The sequence below is a fragment of the Citrobacter cronae genome, from assembly GCF_016893685.1.
GTDB classification, from domain to species: Bacteria; Pseudomonadota; Gammaproteobacteria; order Enterobacterales; family Enterobacteriaceae; genus Citrobacter; species Citrobacter werkmanii.
On sequence record NZ_CP069763.1, the window covers coordinates 3046458 to 3068643 of the forward strand.

General features: G+C 53.2%; 17 protein-coding genes. 14 read left to right on the forward strand and 3 right to left on the reverse strand.

The genetic code is table 11. The features are described 5' to 3' along the window. Positions 1-170: 170 nt before the first annotated feature. From JSN25_RS13085 to JSN25_RS13115, 7 genes are all read left to right on the forward strand, one after another. Complete coding sequence (locus tag JSN25_RS13085) at positions 171-2435, forward strand: ComEC family protein (protein ID WP_204525006.1); 2265 nt, start codon at positions 171-173, stop codon at positions 2433-2435. 36 nt (positions 2436-2471) lie between these two features. Continuing rightward, complete coding sequence (gene msbA / locus JSN25_RS13090; protein ID WP_038639312.1) at positions 2472-4220, forward strand: lipid A ABC transporter ATP-binding protein/permease MsbA; 1749 nt, start codon at positions 2472-2474, stop codon at positions 4218-4220. Further along, entirely contained in the window at positions 4217-5194 is a 978-nt protein-coding gene (gene lpxK, locus JSN25_RS13095; RefSeq protein WP_150344861.1) for a tetraacyldisaccharide 4'-kinase, read from the forward strand. Before msbA ends, lpxK begins: the two co-directional genes overlap by 4 nt. A gap of 41 nt (positions 5195-5235) precedes the next feature. After that, the gene (locus JSN25_RS13100) at positions 5236-6468 is read left to right on the forward strand and encodes a winged helix-turn-helix domain-containing protein (RefSeq protein ID WP_204525007.1); all 1233 of its coding nucleotides are present in this window, start codon (positions 5236-5238) and stop codon (positions 6466-6468) included. Positions 6469-6519: 51 nt separating this feature from the next. Next, complete coding sequence (gene ycaR / locus JSN25_RS13105) at positions 6520-6702, forward strand: protein YcaR (RefSeq protein ID WP_038639323.1); 183 nt, start codon at positions 6520-6522, stop codon at positions 6700-6702. Further along, positions 6699-7445, forward strand: a complete 747-nt coding sequence (gene kdsB / locus JSN25_RS13110) for a 3-deoxy-manno-octulosonate cytidylyltransferase (protein WP_038639327.1) — start codon at positions 6699-6701, stop codon at positions 7443-7445. Before ycaR ends, kdsB begins: the two co-directional genes overlap by 4 nt. Before the next feature lie 165 nt (positions 7446-7610). Then, complete coding sequence (locus JSN25_RS13115; RefSeq protein ID WP_038639330.1) at positions 7611-8504, forward strand: YcbJ family phosphotransferase; 894 nt, start codon at positions 7611-7613, stop codon at positions 8502-8504. 92 nt (positions 8505-8596) lie between these two features. Here JSN25_RS13115 and elyC read toward each other — a convergent pair whose 3' ends face one another. Continuing rightward, entirely contained in the window at positions 8597-9361 is a 765-nt protein-coding gene (gene elyC / locus JSN25_RS13120) for an envelope biogenesis factor ElyC (RefSeq protein ID WP_087857557.1), read from the reverse strand. Positions 9362-9496: 135 nt separating this feature from the next. Between elyC and cmoM the strand changes: the two genes are divergently transcribed. From cmoM to JSN25_RS13155, 7 genes are all read left to right on the forward strand, one after another. Then, a complete protein-coding gene (cmoM, locus tag JSN25_RS13125) occupies positions 9497-10300 on the forward strand; it encodes a tRNA uridine 5-oxyacetic acid(34) methyltransferase CmoM (protein ID WP_069323253.1) in 804 nt (267 codons plus the stop codon). Continuing rightward, positions 10293-11615: a chromosome partition protein MukF gene (gene mukF / locus JSN25_RS13130; RefSeq protein WP_038639340.1), complete on the forward strand. Its 1323-nt coding sequence runs from the start codon at positions 10293-10295 to the stop codon at positions 11613-11615. Before cmoM ends, mukF begins: the two co-directional genes overlap by 8 nt. Next, positions 11596-12300 carry a chromosome partition protein MukE gene (gene mukE / locus JSN25_RS13135; RefSeq protein ID WP_038639343.1) on the forward strand — a complete coding sequence of 235 codons (705 nt, stop codon included), beginning with the start codon at positions 11596-11598 and terminating at the stop codon, positions 12298-12300. The genes mukF and mukE overlap by 20 nt, the downstream gene beginning before the upstream one ends. Then, positions 12300-16760: a chromosome partition protein MukB gene (mukB, locus tag JSN25_RS13140; protein WP_204525008.1), complete on the forward strand. Its 4461-nt coding sequence runs from the start codon at positions 12300-12302 to the stop codon at positions 16758-16760. The genes mukE and mukB overlap by 1 nt, the downstream gene beginning before the upstream one ends. Before the next feature lie 260 nt (positions 16761-17020). Then, positions 17021-18772 (forward strand): L,D-transpeptidase, encoded by a 1752-nt coding sequence (gene ldtD, locus JSN25_RS13145; RefSeq protein ID WP_204525009.1) that lies wholly within the window; start codon positions 17021-17023, stop codon positions 18770-18772. Positions 18773-18949: 177 nt separating this feature from the next. Next, entirely contained in the window at positions 18950-19498 is a 549-nt protein-coding gene (gene mepK / locus JSN25_RS13150; RefSeq protein ID WP_003831948.1) for a peptidoglycan L,D-endopeptidase MepK, read from the forward strand. Positions 19499-19526: 28 nt separating this feature from the next. Then, positions 19527-20174, forward strand: a complete 648-nt coding sequence (locus JSN25_RS13155; protein WP_038639351.1) for an MBL fold metallo-hydrolase — start codon at positions 19527-19529, stop codon at positions 20172-20174. 53 nt (positions 20175-20227) lie between these two features. On the opposite strand, the gene aspC is transcribed toward JSN25_RS13155, so the two are convergent. Next, positions 20228-21418, reverse strand: coding sequence for an aspartate transaminase (gene aspC, locus JSN25_RS13160; RefSeq protein ID WP_042309427.1), 1191 nt, complete (start codon positions 21416-21418; stop codon positions 20228-20230). A gap of 183 nt (positions 21419-21601) precedes the next feature. Beyond that, positions 21602-22186: porin (locus JSN25_RS13165; protein WP_204525010.1), on the reverse strand; the 585-nt coding region annotated here is incomplete at its 5' end.

Consider the following 22186-nt stretch of genomic DNA (forward strand, 5'->3'; position numbering starts at 1 on the left):
GCATGGGTGCTTTTTTCATTTCTGCAGGCCCATACTGGAATCCCCATCCCAATTAATTCGCATGTTACATCCGCCGCCAAAGATCAGCGGAACGCGTGCCGTATAACAGTAAATTGTCGCCAGACAACCGTTGAGTATTACTACACACTCCCCGCAACAGGGAGGTATTGATGAAAATAACAACGGTGAGTACGTGTGCATTGTGCGGCATTCTTCCTCTGATGCTATTACCCGCGCTACCTGAGATGCTGAGCATCAGCGTTGTATTTTGTCTGGCATGTCTGCTCTGCCTTTTTCCCCACAAACATATGCGTTTCGCCGGATTGACCCTGCTGTTTTTTCTTTGGGGAATAATGGCGGCGAAAGATGCACTTTGGGCGGGTAATACGCTTCCTGCTAAAAACCAGCAGGCAATTGTGCGCATAACCGGAACCGACAATATGACCACGCACTATGGTCAGATCACGCACCTGCAGGGGCGGCGAATCTTTCCTGCGCAAGGAATTGTGCTGTATGGACAGTACCTGCCCGGCGACGTTTGCGCGGGCCAGACATGGGCGATGACGCTGAAAGTTCGCGCCGTACACGGTCAATTAAATGAGGGAGGATTTGACAGTCAACGTCACGCGTTAGCACAGCATCGGCCGCTGACGGGACGGTTCTTACAGGCTTCAGTCATTGCGCCACACTGTAGTTTACGTTCGCGATATCTTGCCTCGCTGAAAATGGCACTTGCCAACTATCCCTGGCAGCAGGTCATACTAGGGCTGGGAATGGGAGAGCGCTTGTCCGTGTCACAAGAGGTAAAAGCCATTATGCGTGATACCGGCACGGCGCATTTGATGGCTATCTCCGGGCTGCATATTGCGTTTGCCGCACTTTTGGCGGGAGGACTGATTCGCGGTGGACAATTTTTTATGCCAACCAGATGGATTTGCTGGCAGGTTCCATTGATTGGCGGGATTATCTGCGCGACATTTTATGCATGGTTAACGGGGCTTCAGCCTCCTGCATTGCGCACGATTGTCGCGCTGATGGTCTGGGGGGCGCTGAAGCTAAGCGGCAGGCAGTGGAGCGGATGGTCGGTCTGGGTCTGTTGTCTCGCAGCCATCGTGGTGGCTGATCCTCTCGCTATTCTGTCACAAAGTCTGTGGTTGTCTGCTTTTGCCGTCGCGGCGCTGATATTCTGGTATCAGTGGGTACCTTTACCTGCCTGGTCGCTCTCTCGCATTGGACGCATACTGCTGGCGCTCGCTCATCTGCAACTGGGTATCACGATTCTGCTTTTGCCTGTGCAAATTTCGATGTTTCACGGCATAAGCCTGACTTCATTGGTGGCTAATATATTTGCCGTACCGCTGGTCACGTTTATTTCCGTACCGCTGATACTAGCCGGCATGCTCGTACATTTAACCGGTCTGGGAGGGCTGGAGTCGGGACTGTGGTATTTAGCCGATCGGTCTCTGGCGCTGTTATTTGGGGGACTTAATGCTCTGCCTCAAGGCTGGATTAACATAGATGCCCGCTGGCAATGGCTTGCATTGGCACCTGGGCTGATGCTCATCGCATGGCGACTGAATGCCTGGCGTACTCTACCGATGCTTTGTTTCACGGCGCTATTTTTGCTGAGTGAACCGCTCTGGCGAGCGCCACGCACGGACGCATGGCAAGTGCATATGCTGGACGTCGGGCAGGGACTGGCGATGGTGATCGCCCGCAATGGAAAAGCGATTCTTTATGATACGGGTCTGGCATGGCCTGAGGGCGATAGCGCGCAGCAACTGATCATTCCCTGGTTACGCTGGCACAACCTCGAGCCTGAAGGGGTTATTTTAAGTCACGAGCATATGGATCATCGGGGAGGGTTGCGCTCGCTGCAACAAGCATGGCCATTGTTATGGATAAGAAGCCCACTAGGCTGGAAAGGTCATCTCCCGTGTTTTCGCGAGGAACGCTGGCAATGGCAAGGATTAACGTTCAGTGCGCATTGGCCGGTGCGCGGAAATACAGCGCAAGGGAATAACCAATCCTGCGTGGTTAAAGTCGATGACGGACATCAGAGTATTCTTCTGACCGGGGATATTGAGTCTCCCGCTGAACAAAAAATGCTAAGTCACTACTGGTCGCATCTGCAGGCTACTGTTATGCAGGTTCCACACCATGGCAGCAATACATCATCATCACTGGCGCTGATTCAGCGAGTTGGCGGACAGGCGGCATTAGCCTCGGCATCCCGTTATAATGCATGGCGACTGCCTTCCTGGAAGGTGAAGCGGCGCTATCGGCAACAAGATTATCAATGGCTGGATACGCCACATCAGGGGCAGATTACGCTGGATTTTTACCCGAAAACCTGGCAAATACGCAGCATGCGGGATCAGATTTTACCCCGTTGGTATCATCAGTGGTTTGGCGTGTCGGAGGATAACGGGTAGAATATGCGGCTATTCTAACAAATGCTGGTTTTTTGAATGCATAACGATAAAGATCTCTCTACGTGGCAGACGTTTCGCCGACTATGGCCAACCATAGCGCCTTTTAAATCGGGTCTGATCGTGGCGGGTATAGCGTTAATCCTTAACGCGGCCAGCGATACCTTCATGTTATCGCTCCTTAAGCCATTACTGGATGATGGTTTTGGTAAAACTGACCGCTCGGTGCTGTTGTGGATGCCGCTGGTGGTCATTGGGCTGATGATAGTTCGTGGCTTAACCAGCTATGTCTCCAGCTACTGTATCTCATGGGTGTCAGGCAAAGTGGTTATGACCATGCGCCGCCGCCTGTTTGGTCACATGATGGGCATGCCAGTCTCCTTTTTTGATAAACAGTCTACAGGTACGTTGCTGTCACGTATTACCTATGATTCAGAACAGGTTGCGTCATCGTCTTCCGGTGCGCTGATCACCGTGGTACGTGAAGGGGCGTCAATTATTGGCCTGTTCATCATGATGTTCTATTACAGCTGGCAGCTGTCATTGATCCTGATAGTACTGGCGCCAATTGTGTCAGTGGCGATTCGTGTGGTTTCTAAGCGCTTTCGTAGCATCAGTAAAAATATGCAAAACACCATGGGGCAGGTTACGACCAGTGCGGAGCAGATGCTGAAAGGCCACAAGGAAGTTCTGATTTTTGGTGGTCAGGAAGTCGAAACCAAACGCTTTGATAAAGTCAGCAACAAGATGCGTTTACAGGGGATGAAGATGGTTTCCGCCTCTTCTATCTCCGATCCTATCATCCAGTTGATTGCGTCTCTGGCTCTGGCCTTTGTGTTATATGCAGCCAGTTTCCCAAGCGTCATGGAAAACCTGACGGCAGGGACCATTACCGTTGTTTTCTCGTCAATGATCGCGCTGATGCGTCCGTTGAAATCGCTGACTAACGTCAACGCGCAGTTCCAGCGTGGTATGGCGGCATGCCAGACCTTATTTACGATTCTGGATAGCGAACAGGAGAAAGACGAAGGTAAACGCGTTATCGAACGCGCTACCGGCGATCTGGAATTCCGCAATGTGACCTTTACTTATCCAGGACGTGAAGCCCCTGCGCTGCGTAACATCAACCTGAATATTCCGGCGGGCAAAACTGTCGCTCTGGTGGGGCGTTCAGGTTCAGGTAAATCCACTATCGCCAGCCTGATCACGCGCTTCTACGATATCGATGAAGGGCAGATTCTGATGGACGGACACGATCTGCGCGAATATACCCTCGCATCCCTGCGCGATCAGGTTGCTTTGGTTTCGCAGAATGTGCACCTGTTTAACGATACGGTAGCCAATAACATCGCCTACGCGCGTACCGATTTATACAGTCGCGAACAGATTGAAAAAGCGGCGCAGATGGCCTATGCCATGGATTTCATCAATAAGATGGATAATGGTCTGGATACGGTGATTGGCGAAAACGGCGTACTGCTTTCCGGTGGACAGCGCCAACGTATCGCTATCGCCCGTGCCTTACTGCGTGACAGTCCGATCCTGATCCTTGATGAAGCTACGTCGGCTCTCGATACTGAATCCGAACGCGCGATTCAGGCGGCACTGGATGAGCTACAGAAAAACCGTACTTCTCTGGTCATTGCACACCGTCTTTCTACCATTGAGCAGGCGGATGAAATCATCGTGGTGGAAGACGGGGTGATTGTTGAGCGCGGAACCCATAACGAGCTGATTGAGCAACGCGGCGTGTATGCGCAATTACACAAAATGCAATTTGGTCAATGATCGCACGTATCTGGTCTGGTGAATCGCCGCTGTGGCGCTTATTACTTCCACTCTCCTGGCTGTATGGCCTGGTGAGTGGGGGGATCCGCTTATGCTACAAACTTGGGCTCAAGCGCGCATGGCACGCGCCGGTACCAGTTGTCGTAGTGGGAAACCTTACCGCAGGCGGGAACGGTAAAACGCCGGTGGTGATTTGGCTGGTTGAACGACTACAGCAACGTGGTATCCGCGTGGGCGTGGTTTCTCGTGGTTATGGCGGAAAAGCCGCGGCTTACCCGCTGTTGCTGACAACGGATACCACGACTGCAGAAGCGGGCGATGAACCGGTGCTCATCTACCAGCGCACCGGCGTGCCTGTAGCGGTCTCTCCGAACAGAGCGGATGCGGTAAAAGCTATTTTGGCGCATCATGATGTGCAGATTATTGTGACGGACGATGGTCTACAGCACTATCGTCTGGCGCGAGATGTTGAAATCGTGGTGATTGACGGCGAGCGTCGATTTGGCAATGGCTGGTGGCTTCCTGCCGGTCCAATGCGGGAACGCGCAGGTCGGCTTAAATCGGTGGATGCGACAATCGTTAACGGCGGCAGTCCACAGCCGGGGGAGATTCCCATGCGACTTGAACCAGGGCTGGCCGTTAATTTACGCACGGGTGAACGCCGTGATGTGGCACAGCTAACCAATATTGTCGCCATGGCGGGTATTGGTCATCCGCCACGTTTTTTTGCCACGCTTGAAGCGTGCGGAGCCAAACCACAAAAATGTATTGCGCTGGCAGATCATCAATCTCTGACCTACAGTGACGTCAGTGCGTTTTCAGACGCAGGGCAAACGCTGGTGATGACGGAAAAAGATGCGGTTAAATGCCGCGCATTTGCTGATGATAACTGGTGGTATTTACCTGTGGACGCACATTTGTCAGGCGAACGGCCTGATGTGTTGCTGGATAGCTTAATCTCGCTGACTCGCTAACGGATTCAAGCTGCGGCAGCGAATCATTTATGAGGTCATAAATGTCGTTGCCGCACCTTTCTCTGACGGATGCTCGTCATCTTCACCTTGCCGCTCAAGGTCTGCTGAAAAAAACACGCCGCCGGGCATCTCCTGCCGATATTCTTGCCACCATTTCGCGCATGTCTTTATTGCAAATCGATACCATCAATATTGTGGCGCGCAGTCCTTACCTGGTGCTGTTCAGTCGTTTAGGTGATTATTCCCCGCAATGGCTGGATGACTCGCTACGGCAGGGTGAACTGATGGAGTACTGGGCGCACGAGGCCTGCTTTATGCCGCGCAGTGACTTTATGCTGATACGCCACCGCATGCTGGCACCGGAGAAAATGGGCTGGAAATATAAAGCGGCGTGGATGGCAGAACATGCCCATGAGATTGAGCAGTTACTCCAGCATATCCATCATAACGGACCGGTACGCTCAGCCGATTTTGAACATCCCCGTAAGGGGGCTAACGGTTGGTGGGAATGGAAGCCGCATAAGCGACACCTTGAAGGACTGTTTACTGCCGGGAAAGTCATGGTGGTGGAGCGGCGTAATTTCCAGCGAGTCTATGATTTAACCCATCGCGTCATGCCGCATTGGGATGATGAACGTGACAGGCTTTCACAAGAGGAAGCCGAAATTGTCATGCTGGACAACAGCGCCCGTAGTCTGGGGATTTTTCGCGAACAGTGGTTGGCAGACTACTATCGTTTGAAGCGTCCGGGATTAAAAAACTGGTGTGATGTGCGCAAGGAACAGCAACAAATTATTCCGGTCGACGTTGAAGGGCTGGGAACCCTGTGGTTGCATAGCGATCTTCAACCGCTGCTTGAGCAGGCATTGGCGGGTAAATTAACAGCAACGCATAGCACGGTTTTATCGCCGTTTGATCCGGTGGTCTGGGATCGTAAACGGGCAGAGCAGTTATTCGATTTTAGCTATCGGCTGGAATGTTATACGCCAGCAGCGAAACGACAATACGGTTATTTTGTCCTGCCTTTACTGCATCATGGCCAGTTAGTGGGGCGGATGGATGCCAAAATGCACCGTAAAACAGGTGTACTGGAGGTGATTTCGCTGTGGTTACAGGATGGGGTCAAACCTGGCGTTACTCTGCAAAAAGGGTTGTTCCAGGCGATTGATGATTTTGCCCGCTGGCAGCAGGCAACGCGCGTGACGCTGGGGCGCTGCCCTGAAGGTATATTTGCTGGTGTACGTCATGGCTGGGAAATAGCCCCAGCCCGTTAAGCGATTATGTTAATATTTACGGATTCACAATCCGGTCCATCTGGAGGAACTATGGATCATCGTCTGCTTGAAATCATTGCCTGCCCGGTATGCAATGGCAAACTCTGGTTTAACCAGGAAAAACAGGAACTAATTTGTAAACCGGATAACCTTGCTTTCCCACTGCGTGATGGCATTCCCGTTTTACTGGAAACCGAAGCTCGTGTTCTGACTGCGGATGAGAGTAAATCATGAGTTTTGTGGTCATTATTCCTGCGCGTTATGCGTCCACCCGTTTGCCGGGCAAGCCGCTGCTGGATATCAACGGCAAGCCGATGATCGTGCATGTGCTGGAGCGTGCGCGTGAATCTGGCGCTGAGCGCATTATCGTTGCCACCGATCATGAAGATGTCGCTCGTGCGGTAGAAGCGGTGGGAGGGGAAGTTTGCATGACCCGGGCCGATCACCAGTCTGGTACCGAGCGTCTGGCGGAAGTCGTCGAGAAATGTGGCTTTAGCGATGATACCGTTATTGTGAACGTTCAGGGTGATGAGCCGATGATCCCAGCGGTCATTATTCGTCAGGTGGCCGAAAATCTGGCGCAACGCCAGGTTGGCATGGCGACCCTTGCGGCTCCCATTCATAGTGCGGAAGAAGCATTCAATCCGAATGCGGTTAAAGTCGTTCTGGACAGCGAAGGCTATGCGCTCTATTTTTCGCGCGCAACGATTCCCTGGGATCGCGACCGTTTTGCCAAAAGCCTGGAAACGGTAGGCGATACCTTCCTGCGTCACCTCGGTATTTACGGTTATCGCGCCGGTTTTATTCGCCGCTATGTTAACTGGCAGCCCAGCCCGCTTGAGCATATTGAAATGCTGGAGCAACTGCGTGTGCTGTGGTACGGCGAAAAAATTCACGTGGCCGTCGCTAAAGAAGTACCGGGTACTGGCGTAGACACTGCTGAGGATCTTGAGCGCGTTCGCGCTGAAATGCGTTAGTTTTTCTCATGGCACTCCACCCATAATACCGCCTATTTTTGGGAGGAGTGTCGTATCGTTACGTTTTCCCTGTGCTTTTCTTTTCATCAATTGATCTCATCCGGGTGACATCTGTCTGCGCGACGCTCATTATGAAAGCAGTAGCTTTTATGAGGGCAATCTGAAATGGAACAGTTGCGTGCCGAACTCAGCCATCTGCTGGGTGAAAAACTCAGTCGTATTGAATGCGTGAATGAAAAAGTGGATACCGCCCTGTGGTCACTGTACGACAGTCAGGGTAATCCGATGCCGCTGATGGCGAGAAGTTTCACCACGCCGGGGATGGCGCAGCAGCTGGCATGGAAAACCTCCATGCTGGCGCGCAGTGGCACGGTACGTATGCCGGTCATTTATGGCGTCTTAACGCATGAGGAGCATCCCGGTCCTGATGTGCTCCTGCTTGAGCGTCTACGCGGCGTGCCGGTGGAAGCGCCTGCCCGAACGCCCGAGCGCTGGGAACATTTAAAAGATCAAATCGTAGAAGGTTTGCTGTCATGGCATCGGCAGGACAGCCGCGGCTGCGTGGGAGCGGTGGATAACACGCAAGAGAACATCTGGCCGTCCTGGTATCGCCAGCGTGTCGAGGTATTGTGGAGCACGTTGAATCAGTTCAACAATACTGGGCTGACGATGCAGGACAAGCGGATTCTGTTCCGCACCCGTGAATGTTTACCCGACTTATTTGCCGGATTTAATGATAACTGCGTGCTGATCCACGGCAATTTCAGTTTACGCAGCATGCTCAAAGATGCTCGTAGCGATCAGCTCCTGGCGATGGTGGGACCGGGCTTGATGCTATGGGCGCCAAGAGAATATGAATTGTTCCGCTTAATGGATAATGCGCTGGCGGAAAGCCTGCTTTGGCAATATCTGCAACGCGCGCCAGTGGCGGAGTCATTCATCTGGCGGCGCTGGTTGTATGTGTTATGGGATGAGGTGGCGCAACTGGTCAATACCGGACGCTTTAATCGTTCCAACTTTGATCTGGCGACAAAATCCCTGCTGCCGTGGCTCGCCTGATCAACACGTGCACACCGTATCCGGCCTGGAATTCTGCGCTGACCCGTAGGCCTGATAAGACGCGATAGCGTCGCCATCAGGCAATATTTCGGTCAATGTCCCGCTCCCTTCAGCCACTGCCAGATGCGCCCCAGCGTTTCGTATCCGGCACGATCGCTGTGCATCAGCCAGACCGGCGAGGGAATTGCCCGCTCCCATGGATTAAGCGGGGAATCAATCGCTAACTGATTGGCAGGTGCTGGCAGCGGATGTAGCCCGGCCTGCTGGAAGAAAATCATGGCACGCGGTAAGTGCGATGCGGAGGTCACCAGCAGAAACGGCGCGTTGCCGATGGCCTGCTTTACTGCCGCTGCTTCTTCTTCAGTATCTTTGGGTTGATCCAGCGTGATGATGTCACCCGCCGGCACCCCCAGCGACTTTGCTACGCGGGCGCCAGCTTCCGCGGTACTAACGTTATTCGTTTTTGCGGCGGCACCGGTAAAGATAAGCTTCGATCCTGGATTCGCGCGCCATAGGCGAATACCTTCATTCAGGCGTGGAAGGCTATTGTTAATCAGGTTTGAACTCGGCGCCCACTGAGGGTTCCAGGTATATCCCCCGCCCAGCACCACAATGTATTCCACTTTTTGCGTATCCTGCCAGGTGGGATAGCTGTCCTCAATGGGCTTGAGCAGACTGTCGGCGACGGGTTGTAAACTCAGGAGTAATAGCGCCAGCCAACTCAGGCTGATACACACTTTCCCTGTTTTTTGAAAGCGGCTAAACCAGACCAGCGCCAGGCCAATACCCATCATTGTTAGCATCAGCGGAAGCGGCAGCATCATACCGCCAATCACTTTCTTCAGCGTAAAAAGCATCCTTTTTGGTTCCTTTTTTAACCATACAGCAGGGGATCTGCAGGGATATTACACCAGGAAGGTTCATTCTCGGCGCGGGTGTGACAAAATAGCGGTTTTACTTAGTCACCCTAAAGCCAGTATGTGGAGAGCCCGATGCGGGATCGCAATTTTGATGACATTGCAGAGAAGTTTTCCCGTAACATTTACGGCACCACCAAAGGCCAATTAAGACAGGCTATTCTTTGGCAGGATTTGGATCGATTATTGGCGACATTCGGCGAGCAGCAATTGCATATTCTGGATGCCGGCGGCGGTGAAGGGCAAACGGCCATCAAGATGGCGGAACGTGGGCACTTCGTGACATTATGCGATCTGTCAGGCGAAATGATCGCCCGTGCGCGACAGGCGGCAGAGGCAAAAGGTGTGAGCGGAAACATGCATTTCATACAATGCGCCGCTCAGGACGTTACTGCGCATTTGGAAACCCCGGTTGATCTGATATTGTTTCATGCTGTGCTGGAATGGGTGACGGATCCCGTCAGCGTGTTGCAGACGTTGTGGTCAGTATTGCGTCCCGGCGGCGCGCTGTCGTTAATGTTCTACAATGCTAACGGTCTGTTGATGCATAACATGGTCGCAGGGAACTTTGACTATGTGCAGGTGGGGATGCCGAAACGTAAAAAGCGTACGCTTTCACCGGACTATCCACGCGATCCGGGGCAGGTTTACCAGTGGCTGGAACAGATCGGTTGGCAGATAACAAGTAAAACGGGCGTCCGAGTGTTTCATGACTATCTGCGGGATAAGCATAAACAACATGACGACTATGAAATGTTACTTGAGTTAGAAACGCGCTATTGCCGCCAGGAACCGTATATCAGCCTTGGGCGCTATATTCATGTCACCGCGATTAAAAGTCCGGCCCGAGCCGCAGATGCAAGGATAACCTATGAGTGAATTTTCCCAGACAGTCCCCGAACTGGTTGCCTGGGCCAGAAAAAATGACTTCTCCATCTCTCTGCCGGTAGACAGACTTTCGTTCCTGCTGGCGGTCGCCACTCTGAACGGCGAGCGACTTGACGGCGAGATGAGTGAAGGTGAGCTGGTGGATGCGTTCCGCCATGTGAGTGATGCGTTTGAGCAAACCAGCGAAACCATTGGCGTACGTGCTAACAACGCGATTAACGATATGGTGCGTCAACGTCTGCTGAACCGCTTTACCAGCGAGCAGGCGGAAGGCAATGCCATATATCGTTTAACGCCGCTCGGGATTGGCATCACGGATTACTACATACGTCAGCGCGAATTCTCTACGCTGCGTCTTTCAATGCAACTGTCGATTGTTGCAGGCGAACTGAAGCGCGCGGCGGATGCGGCAGCGGAAGGCGGCGATGAGTTCCACTGGCATCGCAATGTTTACGCGCCATTGAAATATTCGGTGGCGGAGATTTTCGACAGTATCGATCTCACCCAGCGCATCATGGATGAACAGCAGCAGCAGGTGAAAGACGATATCGCGCAGTTGCTGAACAAAGACTGGCGGGCGGCGATTTCCAGCTGTGAACTGCTGCTTTCTGAAACTTCCGGGACGCTGCGCGAACTGCAGGATACGTTGGAAGCGGCGGGGGATAAGCTACAGGCAAACCTGCTACGAATCCAGGATGCCACGATGGCGCATGACGATTTGCATTTTGTCGACAGGCTGGTGTTTGACTTACAAAGTAAGCTCGACCGTATTATCAGTTGGGGCCAGCAGTCTATTGATTTGTGGATCGGTTACGATCGCCATGTGCATAAGTTTATCCGTACCGCGATTGATATGGATAAAAACCGCGTCTTTGCCCAGCGTTTGCGCCAGTCCGTGCAGACTTATTTTGACGATCCATGGGCGCTGACTTATGCCAACGCCGACCGTCTGCTGGATATGCGTGATGAAGAGATGGTCCTGCGTGACGAAGAGGTCACCGGTGAGCTTCCGACAGATCTGGAATATGAAGAATTTAACGAGATCCGTGAGCAACTGGCGGCGATCATCGAAGAACAGTTGGCTATCTACAAATCCAGACAAACGCCACTGGATCTCGGTTTGGTAGTGCGCGAGTATCTGGCGCAATATCCACGTGCGCGTCACTTCGACGTCGCGCGTATTGTTATCGATCAGGCGGTACGTCTTGGCGTAGCGCAAGCAGATTTCACCGGACTGCCAGCCAAATGGCAGCCGATTAATGATTACGGAGCCAAGGTACAGGCGCATGTCATTGACAAATATTGAACAAGTGATGCCGGTAAAGCTGGCGCAGGCGCTGGCGAATCCGTTATTTCCGGCGCTGGATAGCGCCTTACGTTCGGGCCGACATATCGGCCTGGATGAACTGGATAATCATGCCTTCCTGATGGATTTTCAGGAATATTTTGAGGAATTTTACAGCCGCTATAACGTGGAACTGATCCGCGCGCCGGAAGGATTCTTCTACCTTCGTCCGCGTTCAACGACGCTCATTCCGCGTTCGGTTCTGTCCGAACTGGACATGATGGTGGGTAAAATTCTTTGCTATCTCTATCTCAGCCCGGAACGCCTGGCGAATGAAGGGATTTTTACCCAGCAAGAGTTATACGACGAGTTGTTGACGCTGGCGGATGAAGCGAAACTGCTGAAGCTGGTGAACAATCGTTCAACCGGTTCGGACGTTGACCGTCAGAAGCTACAGGAAAAGGTACGTTCTTCGCTAAACCGTCTGCGTCGCTTAGGCATGGTGTGGTTTCTGGGTCACGACAGCAGCAAATTCCGTATTACGGAATCGGTCTTCCGCTTTGGCGCGGACGTACGCACCGGTGACGATCCGCGTGAAGCCCAGCGTCGATTAATTCGTGATGGCGAAGCGATGCCGGTCGAGAACCGCCTGCAGCTTAACGATGAGCCCGAAGAGAATCAGCCGGACAGTGGAGAAGAAGAATAATGATTGAACGCGGTAAATTTCGCTCACTTACGCTGATTAACTGGAATGGCTTTTTTGCCCGTACGTTCGACCTGGATGAATTGGTCACCACGCTGTCCGGTGGTAACGGTGCGGGTAAATCCACGACCATGGCGGCATTTGTTACGGCGCTCATCCCGGATTTAACCCTGCTGCATTTCCGTAATACCACCGAAGCCGGTGCGACCAGCGGTTCACGTGACAAAGGTCTGCACGGTAAGCTGAAGGCGGGGGTCTGTTACTCAATGCTCGACGTCCTCAACTCCCGCCATCAGCGCGTGGTTGTCGGCGTTCGTCTGCAACAGGTTGCCGGTCGCGATCGTAAAGTGGATATCAAGCCGTTTGCCATTCAGGGGCTGCCGATGTCGGTGCAGCCCACTCAGTTGGTTACGGAAACGCTGAACGAACGCCAGGCGCGCGTCCTGTCTCTCCCTGAGCTGAAAGAAAAGCTTGATGAGATGGAAGGCGTGCAGTTTAAGCAGTTCAACTCGATAACGGATTATCACTCGCTGATGTTCGATCTGGGCATCATTGCCCGTCGTCTGCGCTCTGCGTCCGATCGTAGTAAATTCTATCGTCTGATTGAAGCCTCGCTGTATGGCGGTATCTCCAGCGCTATTACTCGCTCGCTGCGTGATTACCTGCTGCCAGAAAACAGCGGCGTACGCAAAGCGTTCCAGGATATGGAAGCCGCGCTGCGTGAAAACCGCATGACCCTGGAAGCGATTCGCGTAACCCAGTCTGACCGCGATCTGTTTAAGCATTTGATCAGCGAAGCGACCAACTACGTGGCAGCGGATTATATGCGCCATGCCAACGAGCGCCGTATTCATCTGGATAAAGCGCTGGAATATCGTCGTGAACTGCATACCTCACGCAAGCAGTTGGCTGCTGAGCAGTATAAGCACGTGGATATGGCGCGCGAACTGGGCGAGCACAACGGCGCGGAAGGCGATCTGGAAGCTGATTACCAGGCGGCGAGCGATCACCTCAATCTGGTGCAAACCGCGCTGCGTCAGCAGGAAAAAATTGAACGCTATGAAGCGGATCTCGAGGAATTACAGATCCGTCTCGAAGAACAAAATGAGGTCGTCGCGGAAGCCGTTGACCGCCAGGATGAAAACGAAGCCCGCGCGGAAGCCGCTGAGCTGGAAGTGGATGAGCTGAAAAGTCAGCTTGCCGATTATCAGCAGGCGCTGGATGTTCAGCAAACGCGAGCTATCCAGTATACCCAGGCGATTCAGGCGTTAAGCCGGGCCAAAGAGTTGTGCCACTTACCGGATCTGACAGCCGACAGCGCTGCCGAATGGCTGGAAACCTTCCAGGCCAAAGAGCAGGAAGCCACAGAAAAACTGTTGACGCTGGAACAAAAAATGAGCGTGGCGCAAACCGCGCACAGCCAGTTCGAACAGGCTTATCAGTTGGTGGCGGCGATTAACGGCCCACTGGCGCGTGGTGAGGCCTGGAGCGTGGCGCGTGAACTGCTGCGGGAAGGCGTTGAGCAGCGTCACCTGGCGGAACAGGTTCAGCCGTTGCGTATGCGTCTTAGCGAACTGGAGCAGCGTCTGCGCGAGCAGCAGGACGCCGAGCGGCTGCTGGCTGAATTCTGCAAACGCCAGGGCAAACAGTTCGATATCGATGAACTGGAAGCGCTGCATCAGGAGCTGGAAGCGCGCATCGCCGCCTTGTCGGACAGCGTATCGTCAGCCAGTGAACAGCGAATGACGCTGCGTCAGGAACAGGAACAACTGCAGTCGCGTATCCAGCATTTGATGAAACGCGCGCCGGTCTGGCTGGCCGCGCAAAATAGCCTGAATCAACTTAGCGAACAGTGCGGCGAAGAGTTTACCTCCAGCCAGGACGTGACCGAGTATTTGCAGCAATTGCTGGAGCGCGAGCGTGAAGCCATTGTTGAGCGCGATGAAGTTGGCGCGCGCAAAAACGCGGTTGATGAAGAAATTGAACGTTTAAGTCAGCCGGGCGGGGCGGAAGATCAGCGTCTGAACGCGTTGGCGGAACGCTTCGGCGGCGTGCTGCTGTCTGAAATTTATGACGACGTTAGCCTTGAAGATGCGCCGTACTTCTCCGCGCTGTACGGTCCGTCGCGCCATGCTATCGTGGTGCCGGATCTGTCGCTGATTACCGAACAGCTTGAAGGACTGACGGATTGTCCGGAAGATCTCTATTTTATCGAAGGGGATCCGCAGTCGTTTGATGACAGCGTTTTCAGCGTTGATGAGCTGGAAAAAGCGGTGGTGGTGAAAACCGCCGAACGTCAGTGGCGTTATTCCCGCTTCCCGACGGTGCCGATTTTTGGCCGCGCCGCGCGAGAAAGCCGTATCGAAACCCTGCATGCCGAGCGTGAAGGGCTGTCTGAACGTTTCGCCACGCTCTCTTTTGACGTCCAGAAAACCCAGCGTCTGCATCAGGCATTCAGCCGCTTTATCGGCAGCCATTTGTCGGTGGCGTTTGAAGCCGATCCAGAAGCGGAAATTCGTCAGTTGAACAGCCGCCGCGTTGAGCTGGAGCGTGCGCTGACCAATCATGAAAATGATAATCAGCAAAGCCGTATGCAGTTTGAACAGGCGAAAGAGGGGGTTTCCGCGCTGAACCGCCTGCTGCCGCGTTTGAATCTGCTGGCCGATGAAACGCTTGCCGATCGCGTGGACGAAATTCGCGAGCGTCTGGATGAAGCTCAGGAAGCGGCGCGTTTTGTGCAGCAGCACGGCAATCAGTTAGCCAAACTGGAACCGATGGTTTCGGTTCTGCAAAATGACCCTGAGCAGTTTGAACAACTGAAGGAAGATTACGCCTATTCCCAGCAGATGCAGCGTGATGCGCGTCAGCAGGCGTTTGCGCTGACAGAGGTCGTACAACGTCGGGCGCACTTTAGCTATTCCGATTCAGCCGAAATGCTGAGCGGCAACAGCGATCTGAACGAAAAACTGCGCCAACGCCTGGAACAGGCGGAAGCTGAACGTACCCGCGCTCGTGAAGCGCTGCGCAGCCACGCCGCGCAGTTAAGCCAGTACAACCAGGTCATGGCGTCGCTGAAAAGCTCCTATGACACTAAAAAAGAACTGCTCAACGATTTACAACGTGAACTGCAGGATATCGGCGTTCGTGCTGACAGCGGTGCGGAAGAGCGTGCCCGTATTCGTCGGGATGAACTGCACGCGCAGCTCAGTAACAACCGTGCGCGCCGTAACCAGCTGGAAAAAGCGCTGACCTTCTGCGAAGCGGAGATGGACAACCTGATCCGCAAACTGCGCAAACTGGAACGCGATTATTTTGAGATGCGCGAACAGGTAGTGATGGCGAAAGCCGGCTGGTGTGCCGTGATGCGCATGGTGAAAGACAACGGCGTTGAACGCCGTCTGCACCGTCGCGAGCTGGCATATCTTTCTGGTGATGAACTGCGTTCGATGTCGGATAAGGCGCTCGGTGCGTTGCGTCTGGCGGTGGCGGATAACGAACACCTGCGTGATGTGTTGCGCATGTCTGAAGATCCGAAGCGCCCGGAGCGTAAAATTCAGTTCTTTGTCGCGGTTTATCAGCATCTGCGTGAACGTATTCGTCAGGATATTATTCGTACCGACGATCCGGTGGAAGCGATCGAACAGATGGAGATCGAACTGAGCCGTCTGACGGAAGAATTAACCTCGCGTGAACAGAAGCTGGCGATCAGCTCCCGCAGCGTGGCAAACATCATTCGTAAGACGATTCAGCGCGAACAAAACCGTATTCGTATGCTGAACCAGGGGCTGCAAAACGTGTCGTTTGGCCAAGTCAACAGCGTGCGTCTGAACGTCAACGTGCGTGAAACGCATGCCACCTTGCTGGACGTACTTTCCGAGCAGCATGAACAGCACCAGGATCTGTTTAACAGCAACCGTCTGACCTTCTCTGAAGCACTGGCGAAGCTGTATCAGCGACTGAATCCGCAGATTGATATGGGGCAACGCACGCCGCAAACCATTGGCGAAGAGCTGCTGGACTACCGTAACTATCTGGAAATGGAAGTCGAGGTTAACCGTGGATCTGACGGTTGGCTGCGTGCTGAATCTGGCGCACTGTCCACCGGTGAAGCGATCGGGACCGGGATGTCTATTCTGGTGATGGTTGTGCAAAGCTGGGAAGACGAAGGTCGCAGACTGCGTGGGAAAGATATCTCGCCATGCCGACTGTTGTTCCTTGATGAAGCCGCACGACTTGATGCCCGCTCCATCGCGACTCTGTTTGAACTGTGCGAGCGTTTGCAGATGCAACTGATTATCGCGGCACCGGAAAACATCAGCCCGGAGAAAGGCACCACCTACAAACTGGTGCGTAAAGTCTTCCAGAACACCGAGCACGTTCACGTGGTGGGGCTACGCGGGTTTGCCCCGCAGTTACCTGAACCACTGCCGGGAACTGAAGACGCTTCCTCACAGGCAAGCTAACGAAGAAGGCGGCTAAATAGCCGCCTTCTGCTTTTCTGAAAAGCACGTAATGCCTGGTGTGATTTCTTTAGACTTCTTTACATTAGGTTAGGCAAAAACTATTTGATGTTTATATACTAAAGGTAAGCCTAACGCATCGCAGGCTTGCTCGTCATACTTCAGCGTGTATTGGCGTTTTACAGGTCCGACCCCAACTAACTTAGGGGGAATGCATACGGCCTGGCTATCCAAAGTATGATAAAGAAAACAGGGGGCAAGGGATGTTGCTTAATAAAATGTGTGGTCGTCGGCTCTCGGCAATCAGTTTGTGCCTGGCCGTAACATTCGCTCCACTGTTCAATGCGCAGGCCGATGAGCCTGAAATGATCCCTGGCGATAGCTCAGCGTCCGTCAGTGAACAGCCTACGGCGTTATCGCAACCGCAGGTTCAATCTTCCGCCACTGCTATTATGGCGGGTATTCAACCGCTGCCAGAGGGCATGTCTGTCGATAAGGCGCGCGCCGACTTACAATCTCAACTTCCAGCGGGCTTCACGCCGGTATACATGAGTCAGTTGGAGTTGCTGTACGCTGCGCGCGATATGAAACCGATGTGGGAAAATCGTGATGCGGTAAAAGCATTTCAGCAACAGTTAGCCGAGGTGGCGATTGCTGGTTTCCAGCCGCAATTTACCACTTGGGTCGCATTGCTGACTGATCCGGCGGTAACCGGTCAGGCGCGAGACATCGTGCTGTCTGATGCTCTGATGGGGTATCTGCACTTTATCGCTAACATCCCCGTCAAAGGTAATCACTGGCTCTACAGCAATAAGCCCTATGTGCTGGCGACTCCGCCGATTTCCGTAATCAACCAGTGGCAGGTGGCGCTGGATAATGGTCAACTGACGTCGTTTATTGCCGGTCTGGCGCCTCAGCATCCGCAGTACGCAGCGATGCATGAATCGCTGCTGAAGCTGGTGAGCGATACCCGTCCCTGGCCGCAGTTAACCAGTACCGCGACGCTGCGTCCTGGCGAGTGGAGTAACGACATCCCCGCGTTGCGTGAAATTTTACGCCGTACCGGGATGCTCGAATCAGTCGTCAGTACGGCAGCTAAAGAAGGGCGTAGCGCTTACGGCAGTGAACTGGTCGAGGCGGTGAAGCGGTTTCAGACCTGGCAGGGGCTGGGGGCTGATGGCGCAATTGGACCCGCGACACGTGACTGGCTGAACGTAACGCCCGCGCAGCGTGCGGGGGTGCTGGCGTTGAATATTCAGCGTTTGCGCCTGCTGCCGAGTGACTTATCTACCGGTATCATGGTCAATATTCCTGCCTACTCGCTGGTCTATTACCAGAACGGTAATCAGGTGCTGGCCTCCCGCGTCATCGTCGGGCGTCCCGATCGTAAAACGCCGATGATGAGCAGTGCGCTGAATAATGTGGTCGTGAACCCGCCGTGGAACGTCCCGCCGACGCTGGCACGAAAAGATATTCTGCCTAAGTTGTGGAATGATCCGGGATACCTTGAGCGTCACGGCTATACCGTAATGCGCGGCTGGAATAGCAAAGAGACAATAGATCCGTGGCAGGTTGACTGGGCGACCATCACCGCATCCAATCTGCCGTTCCGCTTCCAGCAGGCGCCGGGCGCGCGTAACTCACTCGGACGTTATAAATTTAATATGCCGAGTTCAGATGCTATTTATTTGCACGATACGCCGAATCACAATCTGTTCCAGAAAGATACGCGGGCGCTTAGTTCAGGCTGCGTGCGTGTGAATAAGGCATCTGAGCTGGCGAATATGCTGTTACAGGATGCGGGATGGAATGATTCGCGCATCTCGGACGCCCTGAAGCAAGGGGATACACGGTACGTGAATATTCGCCAGAATATTCCGGTCAATCTCTACTACCTGACCGCGTTTGTGGGAGCGGATGGTCGGACGCAGTATCGTACAGATATTTACAATTACGATCTGACAGCGCGATCCAGCGCACAAATTGTGTCAAAAGCCGAACAATTAATCAGATAAATGAAGCAGTTCGAGGAAAATGATTGTCGTAAGTTATGTCGGAAACGGGGCAAAATGGCTGTAAGCCCCGTATTTCCTGGGGTTGGGAGCCTTGACGTAGACTACTTAGCCAGATAAGGTTTCCCGCGTGCGCTAGAGCATACATACGATAACATTGACCTTGTAGATCTTAATACCATGGACAAATTTGACGCTAATCGCCGCAAACTGCTGGCGCTTGGTGGCATTGCCCTCGGCGCTGCCATCCTGCCTACGCCCGCGTTTGCCACACTCTCTACCCCACGTCCGCGTATCTTGACTCTGAATAACCTGCATACCGGTGAGTCAATAAAAGCAGAGTTTTTTGATGGCAGGGGCTATATTCAGGACGAATTAGCAAAACTTAACCACTTTTTCCGTGATTTTCGGGCCAATAAAGTGAAATCCATTGACCCGGGATTGTTTGACCAACTCTTCCGTCTGCAGGGCCTGCTGGGCACGCGTAAACCCGTACAGCTGATCTCTGGCTATCGCTCAATCGATACCAATAATGAACTCCGTGCGCGCAGCCGTGGTGTCGCTAAGAAAAGCTACCACACGAAAGGCCAGGCTATGGATTTCCATATTGAAGGCATCGCATTAAGTAATATTCGCAAAGCTGCGTTATCTATGCGCGCAGGTGGTGTAGGATACTACCCCAGCAGTAACTTTGTGCATATTGACACCGGACCTGCACGGCACTGGTGATCCGTAAGCTTAATGAAACAGGAGCTGTATGAACTATCGTATTATTCCGGTCACTGCATTTGCCCAGAACTGCTCGTTAATCTGGTGTGAGCAGACTCGTCTGGCCGCGCTGGTCGATCCCGGCGGCGATGCCGGGAAAATCAAACAGGAAGTGGATGCCAGCGGTCTGACGCTTATGCAGATCCTGCTCACTCATGGTCATCTTGACCACGTTGGGGCGGCGGCTGAACTGGCACAGCATTATGGTGTCCCGGTTATTGGCCCGGAAAAAGAAGATGAGTTCTGGCTACAGGGGCTGCCTGCTCAGAGCAGGATGTTTGGCCTGGGAGATTGTGAGCCGCTGACGCCCGATCGCTGGTTGAATGAAGGCGACCGGATAAGCGTGGGCAATGTGACGTTACACGTACTGCATTGTCCGGGCCACACGCCGGGGCATGTGGTCTTCTTTGATGAGCAGTCAAAATTACTGATTTCGGGTGACGTGATTTTCAAAGGCGGCGTAGGACGCAGCGACTTCCCGCGCGGCGATCACAGCCAATTGATTGATTCGATTAAACGTAAACTGTTGCCGTTGGGCGATGACGTGACGTTTATTCCGGGCCACGGTCCACTTTCTACGCTGGGTCACGAACGGTTGCATAACCCGTTCCTGCAGGATGAAATGCCTGTCTGGTAAAAGCGCAGATAAATAAAAAGGCCGCGATTGCGGCCTTTTTTGTGCGCTATTGATTACAGTACTGCGACAATCGCTTCGCACAGCGGCGCCATGTTATCTGGCGTCATTCCGGCTACGTTTACACGTCCGGAAGCGACGGCATAGACACCAAACTCTTCACGCAGACGCAGAACCTGCTCTTTAGTCAGGCCGCTGAATGAGAACATGCCGTTCTGTTTGATGATAAAGCTGAAGTCGCGGCTTGCACCTTTCTCCTGCAGCGTATTCACGAACAGTAAACGCATGCGCTGAATGCGTTGGCGCATATCAGTCAGCTCTTGTTCCCAGATGGCGCGCAGCGCGTCGTTGCTCAGAATCGTAGCGACTACGGATGCGCCGTGTGCCGGCGGGTTGGAATAGTTAGCACGAATGGCTGATTTCATCTGGCTAAACGCGCGGTCAACGGTTTCAGCATCGGCTGCAACCAGCGTACAGGCGCCTACGCGCTCATTGTACAGACCAAAGTTCTTGGAGTAGGAGCTGGCGACGATCAGCTCTTTGTGCAGCGCCGCGAATGCGCGCAGACCTTCCGCATCTTCTTCCAGACCACGGGCAAAACCTTGGTAGGCGAAGTCAAACAGCGGCAACCAACCTTTATCGACGGAAAGCTGAGCCAGCGTTTGCCACTGCTCCAGTGTTGGATCGATACCGGTTGGGTTATGGCAGCAGCCGTGGAATAACACCACGTCGCCGGCCTGCGCTTCGCTGAGGCTTGCCAGCATCGCATCAAAGTCTAAAGAATGGTTTGCCGCATCGTAATAATTGTATTCACGAACTTCCAGACCGGCAGAGTTAAAGACGCTCTTATGGTTCGGCCAGCTTGGATTGCTCACCCAAACGCGTTTAGCCGAGGTGTTTTTTGCCAGGAAATCAGCTGCTACACGCAGTGCGCCAGTACCACCAGGGGTCTGTGCTGTACGTGCGCGTTTGTCGTTGATAAGCGAACTCTCTTTACCAAACAGTAATTCCTGAGTGCAGCGACCAAACTCTGGAATACCGTCAATGCCAAGGTAGTTTTTGGTGGTTTCATTTTCCAGTATATATTGCTCGGCTTTTTTAACGCTGGTCAGTACCGGCGTTTTGCCTGTCTCATCTTTATATACACCGATCCCGAGGTTTATTTTTCCTGGGCGGTCATCGGCACGAAACAAATCAGCCAGACCCAAAATAGGGTCGGCAGGAGCGGCGGTAATGTTCTCAAACATGACGAGGTTCCATAGTGATTACAGAAGGGAAGTCCGCTATCAGGTTAACGGTAGATTTACAAAATGCCAACCGTTACTGACGAAAAGCTGAGGTGTTTTTTTAAGACGCAAGAATCCGCTAGCAGAGATAAAAAAACAGGACCGAAGTCCTGTTTTTTAGGCATTTAACAAAGAGGTCTGCTATTAGAACTGGTAAACGATACCTACTGCGACGGTGTCGTCAGAGCCTACGCCCAGTTTGTTGTCAGAATCGATCTGGTTGATGATGTAATCAACATAGGTGGACATGTTTTTGTTGAAGTAGTAAGTCGCACCCACTTCGAAGTAGTTCACCAGATCTACGTCACCGATGCCTTCAATGTCCTTACCTTTAGATTTGGTATAGGCGAGGGACGGACGCAGGCCGAAGTCGAACTGATACTGGGCAACCAACAGCACGTCTTCAGTTTTGTTGGCATAACCGTTAGCGATACGGGTTGCGTTGTGGGTTTCGCTATAGTTAGCTGCCAGGTAGATGTTGTTCGCATCGTACTTAACGCCGGTCGCCCACTGCTCAGCTTTGTCGCCATGGCCGCGCAGAGCCGGGTTTTGTTGAGCATCGGTACGGTCAGCTGCGCCATATGCACCTACGATACCGAAGCCGTCGAATTCGTAGCTGATAGAACCGCCAACGCCATCGCCGTTAGAGCGACGAACGTCATCACGCTCATTTTTACCCAGGTACTGAACGGCGAAGTTCAGGCCTTCAACCAGACCGAAGAAGTTGGC